Here is a 10,642-nt window from a genome sequence, read left to right as displayed (position 1 = left end):
TGGCAAGTTTAGATGTTTTTTTACCTAGACCTCCGCTTTAGAGGAAATAAAGGAAAATACTCAGAAAATTGGCAAAGCGAAAAATTTTTATCTTATGGAGACAGCTCTAATTTGTTTAAGATCCGTAAGTCCTTGGAGAACTTTCCAGATACCATCTTGTTTAAGAGTAAGCATGCCAGCTCTCATGGCTGCTTCTCTGATTTCATGGACAGGGGCATTCTTGATGATGAGTTGTCTTATTTCATCATTGGCTACCAGTAATTCGTGAATGGCCAGGCGTCCTTTATAACCAGTATTATTACACGAAGAACAGCCTTTTGGTTTAAAGAGAGCAGCTTCTTTGAAGGCTTCTTTGGTAAGAGGAGTTGTGGGGTGGTCCCCATATTCTTCAATTAAAAGCTCGATTTCTTCTTCTGAAGGTTGATATGGTTGCTTACAATTAGGGCAAAGCCTTTTTGCCAGTCGTTGGGCTAAAATGCCCAATAAGGCATCGGCAAAATTGTAAGGATCCATTCCCATGCCCAAAAGTCTAGTAACAGTTTCAGGAGCACTGTTGGTGTGAAGAGTGGTAAAAACTAAGTGGCCAGTTAAAGAGGCTTCGATCACCGTGCGAGCAGTCTCTTCGTCTCGGGTTTCTCCGATCATTATGATATCAGGGTCAGCCCGGAGAAAGGATCTTAATACTTTTGCAAAATCAAGCCCTATTTTGGGTTTTACCTGGACCTGACGCAATCCTTCCTGAACGATTTCTACTGGGTCTTCTGCTGTCCAGATTTTTTTGTTTGGAGTGTTGATGTATCCAAGGGCTGCGTGAAGAGTGGTAGTTTTACCAGAACCCGTGGGACCTACTACCAGAATAAGACCATATGGCATTTGTAGGAGTTTTTTGAATGCCTCTAAGTTTTCTTCTCTTAAACCAAGTTTGTCAAGGGGCATAGCCTCTACTGAGGCGAGAATACGCATGACCACGTCTTCATTGTTTTCAATGGTAGGAATGGTAGCCACACGTACCTCAAAATAGCGGCCATTTTTTAATCTGAACTTAATTTTTCCGTCTTGTGGAAGGCGTTTCTCAGCAATGTCGAGATTAGCCATAATTTTTATACGAGAAATAAGAGGCCTTTTTAAAGTATAAGGTATTTTTCGGACCAAGTGGCATTCTCCATCTATACGGTAGCGTACTTGTGCTCCACGTTTACCTGGATAAGATTCTATGTGGATATCAGAAGCACCTTTACGGTAGGCTTCTTCTAAAATGTGGTTAACTAATTGAACTACTACGCTATTTGAAAGTTCTTCTTCTGTTACTTCTTGGTCTTCTTCTTCCTCTACGACTTCAAGTTCTGAAAGATCTTCAGGTAAATCGAAATCTGATTTACCAAAGAAGTAATCTATAAATTTAAATATGTCTTCTTTAATACCAATTTTTATTTCTAATTTTTTTGCCTTTAGAACTTGACGTATAAGGTCAAGACGTATGCTGTCAGAAGGATCATCTATTAAAAGGATAATGCGTTCATCATCTTCTTCTATAGGAATACAAATATTTTGCTTGAAAAAGCTTTCCTTTATACCCGTTAAACAGGAAGGTTTTGGCCCTAAATTTAGTTCATTAAATTCAATAAAAGGATAGCCGTAGTAGTCGGTTAAGGCACGGCCGATGTCAAATTTTGATATACCAAAGTTTTCTATTAGTACGAATTCCAGGCTATTTCCTGTATCTTGACTTATTTGTTTGGCTTCTTCGTAAGTTTTTTCGTCAAGTAGGCCTTCAGCAAAAAGTAATTGTAAGCGACCAAATTTTTCTTGGAGGGCTTTTAGTTTTTCAATTTTTTCAGCAACATCTAAATAATGGGTATTATAGTGATATGCTTTGTTATACGCGTCAAGCGCTTCTTTTATTTTGTTAACACTTTCGTAAGCTCTACCTAATAAATAGTATAAAGCAGCCAGATCATCTAGTATTAGGTCAGGTATTTCTAAAGCCATTTTAATTGTGCTTATAGCCTCATCATAGCGACCCAATTCTAAGAGACACTCGGCTAAACCTCGATAAACTTCTGGATTTTGAGAACCTTCATTTAATAAATTTTCAAAAACTTCAAGGGCAGCTTCGTAAAAACCCCCTTCTTTGAGTACTTGAGCTTCCTGTAGGGCCTCTTCTTCTGAAGTTTCTATTTCGATGTTAAGGTCTTCTTCTTGTTCTTTTTGTTTTTTTAGTTCTTCTAGTTCTTCTATACGTTCTAAAACCTTTTCTTTAAAGCCATTCTGATTGACTTCTTCCTCATATTGAGACAGTAAAACCTCTAAGGCCAAGATAGCTTCGTCATAAAGGCCTTGTGAGGCATAAACTTCGGCTTCCTTGAATATTTGTTCTACGTTTATTTCGCTCATTTATACTTGTATAATTGGTAGTTCTTTGTCTTCTATAAAGACGATTTTTTTATTCCCTTTACTTACACTGAAAGCTTTTTCAGGAATTTCAACAAAGACCGCTTCTTTCAATAATAATATTCCTCCGCGATTATCTTCCCACAAAATCATAATAAATTCAGGATCATCACTTCTTTTTATTATTGGTAAAGACATATTTTTTAGTTCTTGTTCGCTCTTTTGAGATAATTCTCCTTTAAACTTATTTTTAAGCTTTATAAAAGAAAAGAATCGCCAAATACCAAGTAATAATATAAGAGGAAAGTTTTCGCTTATTTTCTTTTCCCAATTAGGTTTGAAGGGACCGAAATAAGCTACTTGGGAAGCAGGGACGATGAACTCTTCATTGTCTGTAAAACAATGATATCCTTCTTTGAAATTCAATCTTTTTTGATAATGTATTTTCTCTTTAATTTCTTTTTTATTGATTATTTTAGATTGAGTCGATTTCTTAGCTAATATTTTAGTTTTTTCAAAAATTTTTTCTTTTATTTTTTCTAAGTCAGGTTGCTCTTCTGGCGGAAGAAGCTTTAGAGTATCTTCTATTTCTTTAAGTGATTTCTGACATATTCCTAGCCAGTGTCTGGTTTTAGGCGAACGTCCAAATAGCCATTCAAACATTAAGAAACGCTGATAATCATATACTAATTGTTTAATCAGCTGTCCTTTAATTTTATCTTCTTTGGTTTCAGGACCTTTTTTCAGTTTTTTAAGAGCTGTTTGAAGTTGTCTTAGATATGGATCTATATCTTTTCCGTGGATTACTATCAGATTTAAAGCTACTATGCCCTGATGTAGAAAATGGAGCCATTCAGGACGGGCTTCTTCTGGTCTTTCTTTTAACCAGTTTCCTACTTCATGTAGTAAATCAAATATAGGATGAAGCTCTTGGTCAGCTTTTTGCTTTATTTCTTCAAGAGTAGCCAAAAACTCAAAGGAAGTTTCAGGAGTGACTTCCCATTCTAGGCTTAGAAGTGAAGCTGCTATCTTTTCTAAGTCTTGTTGAGTTAGTTTTTCTTCGGCCTCTTCCTCTTTTTCTTCATTAGGTACAATTCTCAGAGTCTCCTCTAATTGAGGAAAGTTTATAACTTTATTTTCTGTATCATTAAGGTTTGATTCCGTTTCTAAAAGAGGTTCCAATTCTAATTGGACTTTTACTTCGTCGTCTTCAGAAGGCTCAAGGGTCTGAGACTCCACTTTGCCGAAAATTTCATCAATAGCTTTATCTACTGCTAATTCAAAATCTTTGTCATTGGGAAGGCTCATAAAATGCCTCCTTGGGCTTTGGCTGTTTTTTGGGCGAAAATATATTTGCGTGCTACATATTTAACAGTGCGTTTGCTAATTTCTCTTAGTGTTTCAAAAACCCCGATTCCTTTGACTGCAGCGGCTTCAAAATAAGGAACTTTCAATTCTTGATTAAGATCACTTTCTAGTTCTTCTATAGTTAAAAGCGGTATATTAGCAGCAACTAAGTCCCTTTTATTATATTGAAAAACAAGGGGAATTTCTTCTAAACTCAAGCCATATTCTTTAAGATTGTTTTTTAAATCTAATAAACTTTGAATATTTTTTTCGCGTCTTTTTCTCAAAGAATCAGCAACAAATACAATACCATCAACGCCTTTTAAGACTAATTTTCGGGTTGCTCTATAATGAGCTTGACCAGGAACTGTATAAAGCTGTATCCTTATATCAAGCCCATGTATTTTACCTAAATTAATTGGTAAAAGATCAAAGAATAGAGTTCGATCACCTTTAGTTTCTATAGTTAAAAGTTTACCACGATATTTTTCCGAGATAGCGTTGTAAATGTAGAAAAGATTAGTCGTTTTTCCACAGCGTCCCGGACCGTAGTAAACGATTTTGCAATGTATTTCTCTTTTGTGTAGATCTATTAAAGCCATCTATCACCCTTAGTCTTCCTCTTCTAATAAATTAAGTAGTTCTTGAGAAATTTGATTTACTCTTAAACGAACCAGCCCCAACGGAGTTTCATCGGTGAATACGGTTACCAATATAAACTCTTTTCCGATGCGGCTGAAATGAATGTTGTCTTTTTTACCTTTGTGATAAAGAATGGAAAAATCTTCCTCTCCTAGTAATTTAGCTATTTGAGCAGTGGCTCCAAAGTTAGCTGCCGCCAAAGCCGCTAGTGAAGTTGTATCTATTCCGTTTTCTTCTCCCGAAGAGGCGATTACATTACCGGCTTCATCTATCAGGATGGCTAAATTAACCCCAATAGATAATAACTGTTCTTCTAATACACCTTTTAACTTATTTACCCTTTTTGAAGTAAGAACCATCATCGTCATCATTCTTGTATTCGGCTTTATGAAAAAAAAGCTTTAAAAATTTTTTTCTTTTAACTTTTCTACGGATATAGCCGAAAAAGATTATTGATGGAAAAAGATCGGTTGGCAGAACTAACGAAAAGGCTTGAGAAGCTTCCCACGCTGCCTCAAACTAGTCAAAAAGTTCTCAGTGCCATTGAAAAAGACGCTTCGGCCAAAGAGCTTGAAAAAATCATATATGAAGATCAGGCCTTAGCGGCTAAAATATTAAAAATTGCTAATTCCCCCCTTTATGCGGCAGCCAGTGGAGAAACTAAAAGTCTAAAAATGGCTATTGTTCGCTTGGGTTTTGGAGAGGTGCGCAATATAGTTTTAGCCAGTGCTTTAAGTTATATTCTTAAACCTTCGGCAACTTTCAAAAAATTTGATATGCTCCGTCTTTGGACACATGCCATTGGTACCGCCAGAGCCGCTTTTCTTTTAGGGGAACAGGAAAATAGCGACGCGGAAATGCTATATTCTTTAGGGCTACTACATGATATCGGCCGTTTGGTAGAGGCTGTGTTCTTGCCTGATTATTTCCTAAAAATTCTGGCTATTCAAGAGGCTAAGAGTTGTTCGTTTTACGAAGCGGAAAAAGAAGTAGGAATTTTCCATAACGAGATAGGTAGTTATGTAGCGCAAAAATGGCGTTTTTCCGAAGATTTTGTAAGAGCAATAAAAAATCATCATCAACCAGTTCAGAATGGAAAGGTAGACAAAATATCTGCTTTCATATTTAAAGCAGATATTGTGGCTAGAGCGGCCGGATTTGTCCCAGAAGAAGATTACAATAAACTTCCTAAGTGGCCCAAAGCCCTTCCTCTTAATAAAAAAGAATTAACCAAAGTTATTTTGGCCTTAAAAAAAGAAAGAGAAGATCTACTTCAAGCCTGGCACCCAATTATTTCTTCTTAGTTCTTTAATATTAGCAAAAAAATTTCTTATTTTCACTTAAGCTAGTTTATAAGAGAATTTTTAAAAAATTTTCTGAATAACTTTGAATAATAGCTTTCTTTTTTCCTTGACACCTGGTTTAAATCTTACTAGGCTCGCCATAACAAGGAGTAGAAAAACTCTTCAAGGAGGTTAATTGATGTCGGAAATTAAAAAACATGACACCCCGATGATGGAAGAACTTAAGAAAGGTCCCTTCCCGAGCTTTGTGGATGACATTGAGCAGTACGGTGAGAAACACAAGAAACAGGCTTGTTTTGATCTTTTGGGGCAGCTTGAGCTTTCGTACAAGCACAAGGAGACCCACTGGAAACACGGCGGTATTGTCGGCGTTTTTGGTTACGGTGGTGGTGTAATTGGTCGTTATTCTGACCAGCAGGATAAATTTCCTGCTATCTGGGCTTTTCATACTATCCGTGTTAATCAGCCGGCCTCTAAGTTTTATCATACTTCTGCTTTACGCAAACTTTGTGAAATGTGGGATCACCGCGGTAGCGGGATGACCAACTTTCACGGTTCTACCGGTGACATTATTTTGCTTGGAACGGTAACCGAACAATTAGAGCCTGTATTTTTTGACCTTACTCATCAGCTAAAGATGGACTTGGGTGGGTCTGGTTCTAACTTGCGTACTCCTGCTTGCTGTATAGGTAAGGCCCGCTGCGAATGGAGCTGCATTGATACGCAAGAACTTTGTTATGATCTAACCATGACCTATCAGGATGAGCTCCATCGTCCGGCTTTTCCATATAAATTCAAGTTTAAGATTTCTGGTTGCCCCAACGATTGCGTAGCTTCTATTGCCCGTGCTGACTTTTCAATTATCGGTACCTGGATCGACGATATTCGTATTGATCAGGAAGCCGTAAAGGCTTATGTAGGTGGTGAGCTTAAGCCCAATGCCGGTGCCCATGCGGGCCGTGATTGGGGTAAGTTTGACATTCAGAAAGAAGTTATTGATCTTTGTCCTACCCAGTGCATGTATTGGGATGGCGAAAAACTTTATATAAACAATAAAGAATGTAACCGTTGTATGCATTGTATAAATGTAATGCCTGAGGCCCTTCGCCCTGGCACTGATACAGGGGCTACTATTCTTATGGGAGCTAAAGCTCCGATTCTTGAAGGTGCTCAGCTTTCTACGGTTATGGTACCTTTCATTCGCCTTGAGCCTCCTTATGATGAACTCAAAGAGATCATTGAAAATGTCTGGATGTTCTGGATGGAAGAAGGTAAAAACCGTGAACGTCTGGGTGAATTGATGCAGCGTGTTGGTTTAGCGAACTTTGTAGAAACCGTGAAATTAAAGCATGTACCTCAGATGGTGAAAGAGCCTCGTTCTAACCCATACGTTTTCTGGAAAGAAGAAGAGGTTGAAGGTGGTTGGAAACGCGATATTAAAGAATATCGTGAGCGTCACCCTGCTTAGTATTATGAAAAATAAGGGGGCCTATGAGGCCCCGTTATTAAAAAAGTTTATAAAAGAAGGAGGTTAATATGTCTGATAAGGTTTATGAGAAGATTCAACAAGCTGAACTGGATGAAATTTTTTCCAAACCTTATGATCCGGAGTTAGGTGAGAAACTTTATAATCCACAAAAACCTATGGAGAACCGTATCACTGATATTGGTCCTCCATATTATGCCCAGTTTTTTCCTCCCGTTATCAAAAAGAACTATGGTAAGTGGAAGTCCCACGAAATTATAGAACCTGGTGTGTTGAAATATATCAGTGAAACAGGTGATGTAGTTTATGTAGTTAGAGTAGGAACACCTCGTTTGGTTACCACTGACTATATTCGTGAAGTTTGCGAAATTGCCGATAAGTACTGTGACGGTTATGTCCGCTGGACTACCCGTAATAATATTGAATTTCACGTAACTGACGAGGAAAAATTAAGGGCCCTTAAAGAAGACCTTAAAAGCCGCAAACATCCTGGTGGTTCTTATAAGTTTCCTATAGGTGGAACTGGAGCTGGGGTAACTAACATCGTGCATACTCAGGGTTGGGTTCATTGTCATACCCCAGCTATTGACGCCTCTGGTATTGTTAAGGCGGTTATGGACGATTTGATTGATTATTTCCAGAGCATGACTCTTCCGGCTCAGGTTCGTATTGCTTTGGCTTGCTGCTTGAATATGTGTGGTGCGGTTCACTGCTCTGACATCGCTATTCTTGGTATTCACCGTAAGCCCCCTCTAATTGAAGATGACCGTCTAGAATATGTTTGTGAGATTCCGCTGGTTCTCGCTTCCTGTCCTACGGGTGCTATTAAGCCTGCTACCGTAGAAATTGACGGCAAAAAGAAAAAGACTGTCCGTGTACAGGAAAGTCGTTGTATGTTCTGTGGTAACTGCTATACCATGTGTCCAGCCATGCCTATTGCTGATGGTGAGGGTGACGGTGTAGCTATTCTGGTGGGTGGAAAGATTTCTAACCGTGTTTCTGCTCCGAAATTCTCTAAACTGGTTATTCCTTATATTCCTAACGAGCCTCCTCGTTGGGAAACTACTGTTAAGTGGGTCCGTAAAATCCTTGAAACCTATGCTAAACACGCCCGTAAATATGAGCGTGTTGGTGAATGGGCTGAACGTATTGGCTGGGAACGCTTCTTTGAACTCTGTGAAATTCCATTCTCTCCTAAGACTATGGACGATTATCGCTTGGCTTATGATACTTACAGGACTTCTATGCACTTTAGGTTCACCAGCCATGTGGATATTAAGTAGCCAATAAATAAGGGGGTAGTTCTATGGATATAGAAGAAGTCAAACAAAAGATTTTGGAATTTATGGAGAAAAAAGCCAAAAGTAAGTCTAAAATTTATCTTAAGGATATGCAGAGGGCTATTCCGGATGCTAAGCCCATGCTTATCAAGAAGGCAGCCAATCAGTTGGTACAAGAAGGCAAGTTAGAGTATTTTTCTACCGGTTCTACGGTGATGTACAGCTTACCTGGGCAAGACCTTGAAAAGGGTATGACCCAGGAATAACAAAAAGGGCCGGGCAACCGGCCCTTTTTATTTACTATAGTTTATTATTCGGCCTGAGCGTCTAAGGTAATAGCCTTGTTATACGCTATTGGTGAATAAGATCAATAATTTAGTCCTACAAGTAATCTTCGTTAAATTATTCAGCTCCAAAAGCTCGCCAAGTTTTTTTATCTTTGGTAAGCTTTCGTTATGCGATACATAAGTACTAGGGGTGGTATAAACCCTATTCCTTTTAAAGAAACGGTTTTAATGGGGCTTGCTGAAGATGGTGGGCTAATTTTACCAGATAATATCCCTCAAGTATCAGCTAATACCCTGTATTTATGGCGTGGCCTTTCATATTCAGAACTGGCTTTCGAGGTGTTAAGCCTTTTTGCCGATGATATACCTGGTGATGATTTAAAAAACTTGGTTGAAAAGGCCTATTCTTCTTTTTCTCATCCTGAAATTTGTCCGGTGGTAAAAAAAGGTGATATTTGGATACTTGAACTTTTTCACGGGCCAACTCTTGCTTTTAAAGATATTGCTCTACAATTTTTGGGCAATCTCTTTGAGTATTTACTTATTGAACGTAAACAAAAGATGAATATCTTGGGAGCTACTTCTGGAGATACTGGCTCGGCGGCTATTTATGGAGTTAGGGGGCGCCAGAATATAAATATTTTCATTTTGTTTCCTAAAGGACGTGTTTCACCTATACAAGAATTGCAGATGACTACGGTGCCAGATCAAAATGTTTTTTGCCTGGCTATTGAGGGCACTTTTGATGATTGTCAGTATATTGTCAAAAGTATTTTTAATGATCTTGATTTCAAAAAGAAATATTCTCTCGGAGCTGTTAACTCTATAAACTGGGCTAGGGTTTTGGCTCAAGTTGTTTATTATATTTGGGCCTATTTTAGGGTCATTGAAAGCGAAAAAGTGAAGGAAGTTAGATTTTCTGTTCCTACAGGGAACTTTGGTGATATTTTTGCAGGGTATCTCGCCAAACGCATAATAGGCAAAGGTATAGAACGCTTGGTTTTAGCCACTAATGAAAACGATATTTTGACCCGCTTTGTGAATAAGGGAGATTATTCTCTTGGCCAGGTAACTTCTACCATCAGCCCTTCCATGGATATTCAGATTGCCAGTAATTTTGAACGCTATCTTTATTATCTTTTAAATGAAGAACCATCTCGCGTGCGCGAAGCCATGGAACATTTTTCTCAAACAGGCAAATTGGCTTTTTCTGCAGAAGAAATTGCCAAGGTAAAAAAAGATTTCCTTTCAGCCTCTATTAGTCAAAAAGAAACCTTGGCAATGATTGCTTCTTTTTATGAAAAAACTGGCTACGTACTCGACCCTCACACGGCTGTTGGGGTAGCGGCAGGTTTTAAATTTAAAGACGAACGACCAATGATAGCCTTGGCCACGGCCCATCCTGCTAAATTCCCTGAGGCTGTAAAACAAGCTATAGGGCGTGAACCCGAAAAGCCTGAATCTCTCAAAGGGCTCGAAGAAAAGCCTAAGCGGGTTAAAGTTTTACCTGCGAAGATTGAAAAAGTAAAAGAATTTGTAGCCCAAAATGCTTTAATTTAAGGAGCTTTAATGAAAAAGTTTATATTAATATTGGCCACATTTTTTATAGCTACTCCTGTTTTGGCTGAGGTCGTAACCTTGGAAATAAAAAACCCTTCAGATAAAAAACTTTGGCTGGCTGCCGTTAACAAGCCGTGACCGGTTGATATTATTTTTCCGGAGGGAAAAAGCATTCCACCTAAAAGCAGCTTGAAAGTAGAAGTAGATATTAAAGATTATCCCTCAAGCAGGGTGAAACTTTGTTTTAAAGCATCCTCAGGCGAAAAATGGTGCGTTAAGGCCATTGTTTATGAATATGAAAAGATCAAAAGACTTATTCTAAAAAAAATTAATCCATAAAATGAA

The 10,642-nt window shown here is 38.2% G+C and carries 11 protein-coding genes; 7 read left to right on the top strand and 4 right to left on the bottom strand.

Features of this window, described 5'->3' with window-relative positions:
• Window positions 1-87: 87 nt before the first annotated feature.
• The 4 genes from THEIN_RS02065 to THEIN_RS02050 are packed head-to-tail and all read right to left on the bottom strand — an operon-like array spanning window position 88 to window position 4,751.
• Window positions 88-2,394 carry an ATPase, T2SS/T4P/T4SS family gene (locus tag THEIN_RS02065; RefSeq protein ID WP_013907038.1) on the bottom strand — a complete coding sequence of 769 codons (2,307 nt, stop codon included), beginning with the start codon at window positions 2,392-2,394 and terminating at the stop codon, window positions 88-90.
• Window positions 2,395-3,699: a hypothetical protein gene (locus tag THEIN_RS02060; RefSeq protein ID WP_013907037.1), complete on the bottom strand. Its 1,305-nt coding sequence runs from the start codon at window positions 3,697-3,699 to the stop codon at window positions 2,395-2,397.
• The gene (locus THEIN_RS02055) at window positions 3,696-4,340 is read right to left on the bottom strand and encodes a GTP-binding protein (RefSeq protein WP_013907036.1); all 645 of its coding nucleotides are present in this window, start codon (window positions 4,338-4,340) and stop codon (window positions 3,696-3,698) included. The genes THEIN_RS02060 and THEIN_RS02055 overlap by 4 nt, the downstream gene beginning before the upstream one ends.
• A gap of 9 nt (window positions 4,341-4,349) precedes the next feature.
• Window positions 4,350-4,751, bottom strand: a complete 402-nt coding sequence (locus THEIN_RS02050; RefSeq protein WP_148236924.1) for a roadblock/LC7 domain-containing protein — start codon at window positions 4,749-4,751, stop codon at window positions 4,350-4,352.
• Between the two features lie 84 nt (window positions 4,752-4,835).
• On the opposite strand from THEIN_RS02050, the gene THEIN_RS02045 reads away from it, so the two are divergent.
• The 7 genes from THEIN_RS02045 to THEIN_RS12185 all read left to right on the top strand — a co-directional run bounded on the left by THEIN_RS02045 (window position 4,836) and on the right by THEIN_RS12185 (window position 10,636).
• Window positions 4,836-5,684: an HDOD domain-containing protein gene (locus THEIN_RS02045; protein WP_013907034.1), complete on the top strand. Its 849-nt coding sequence runs from the start codon at window positions 4,836-4,838 to the stop codon at window positions 5,682-5,684.
• Window positions 5,685-5,862: 178 nt separating this feature from the next.
• Window positions 5,863-7,152 (top strand): dissimilatory-type sulfite reductase subunit alpha, encoded by a 1,290-nt coding sequence (dsrA, locus tag THEIN_RS02040; protein WP_013907033.1) that lies wholly within the window; start codon window positions 5,863-5,865, stop codon window positions 7,150-7,152.
• A gap of 176 nt (window positions 7,153-7,328) precedes the next feature.
• The gene (gene dsrB, locus THEIN_RS02035) at window positions 7,329-8,453 is read left to right on the top strand and encodes a dissimilatory-type sulfite reductase subunit beta (RefSeq protein ID WP_052299081.1); all 1,125 of its coding nucleotides are present in this window, start codon (window positions 7,329-7,331) and stop codon (window positions 8,451-8,453) included.
• A 23-nt stretch (window positions 8,454-8,476) separates the two neighbouring features.
• Window positions 8,477-8,716, top strand: a complete 240-nt coding sequence (locus tag THEIN_RS02030; protein ID WP_013907031.1) for a dissimilatory sulfite reductase D family protein — start codon at window positions 8,477-8,479, stop codon at window positions 8,714-8,716.
• 189 nt (window positions 8,717-8,905) lie between these two features.
• Complete coding sequence (gene thrC, locus THEIN_RS02025; protein ID WP_013907030.1) at window positions 8,906-10,297, top strand: threonine synthase; 1,392 nt, start codon at window positions 8,906-8,908, stop codon at window positions 10,295-10,297.
• A 9-nt stretch (window positions 10,298-10,306) separates the two neighbouring features.
• Window positions 10,307-10,435: a hypothetical protein gene (locus THEIN_RS12450; protein ID WP_013907029.1), complete on the top strand. Its 129-nt coding sequence runs from the start codon at window positions 10,307-10,309 to the stop codon at window positions 10,433-10,435.
• Between the two features lie 51 nt (window positions 10,436-10,486).
• A complete protein-coding gene (locus tag THEIN_RS12185; protein ID WP_169311141.1) occupies window positions 10,487-10,636 on the top strand; it encodes a hypothetical protein in 150 nt (49 codons plus the stop codon).
• Window positions 10,637-10,642: the final 6 nt, after the last annotated feature.

The organism is Thermodesulfatator indicus DSM 15286 (assembly GCF_000217795.1).
In the GTDB taxonomy this organism is placed as follows: domain Bacteria; phylum Desulfobacterota; class Thermodesulfobacteria; order Thermodesulfobacteriales; family Thermodesulfatatoraceae; genus Thermodesulfatator; species Thermodesulfatator indicus.
The sequence above is the reverse complement of the archived record's forward strand: the minus strand, read 5'-3'. Positions and strand labels throughout refer to the sequence as shown.

Bases quoted from the DNA above. Each gene is read 5' to 3' on its own strand.
- thrC (WP_013907030.1), top strand. From the start codon at position 8,906: ATGCGATACATAAGTACTAGGGGTGGTATAAACCCTATTCCTTTTAAA.
- THEIN_RS02050 (WP_148236924.1), bottom strand. From the start codon at position 4,751: ATGATGACGATGATGGTTCTTACTTCAAAAAGGGTAAATAAGTTAAAA.
- THEIN_RS02030 (WP_013907031.1), top strand. From the start codon at position 8,477: ATGGATATAGAAGAAGTCAAACAAAAGATTTTGGAATTTATGGAGAAA.
- THEIN_RS02065 (WP_013907038.1), bottom strand. From the start codon at position 2,394: ATGAGCGAAATAAACGTAGAACAAATATTCAAGGAAGCCGAAGTTTAT.
- THEIN_RS02055 (WP_013907036.1), bottom strand. From the start codon at position 4,340: ATGGCTTTAATAGATCTACACAAAAGAGAAATACATTGCAAAATCGTT.
- dsrB (WP_052299081.1), top strand. From the start codon at position 7,329: ATGGAGAACCGTATCACTGATATTGGTCCTCCATATTATGCCCAGTTT.
- dsrA (WP_013907033.1), top strand. From the start codon at position 5,863: ATGTCGGAAATTAAAAAACATGACACCCCGATGATGGAAGAACTTAAG.
- THEIN_RS02045 (WP_013907034.1), top strand. From the start codon at position 4,836: ATGGAAAAAGATCGGTTGGCAGAACTAACGAAAAGGCTTGAGAAGCTT.
- THEIN_RS12450 (WP_013907029.1), top strand. From the start codon at position 10,307: ATGAAAAAGTTTATATTAATATTGGCCACATTTTTTATAGCTACTCCT.
- THEIN_RS02060 (WP_013907037.1), bottom strand. From the start codon at position 3,699: ATGAGCCTTCCCAATGACAAAGATTTTGAATTAGCAGTAGATAAAGCT.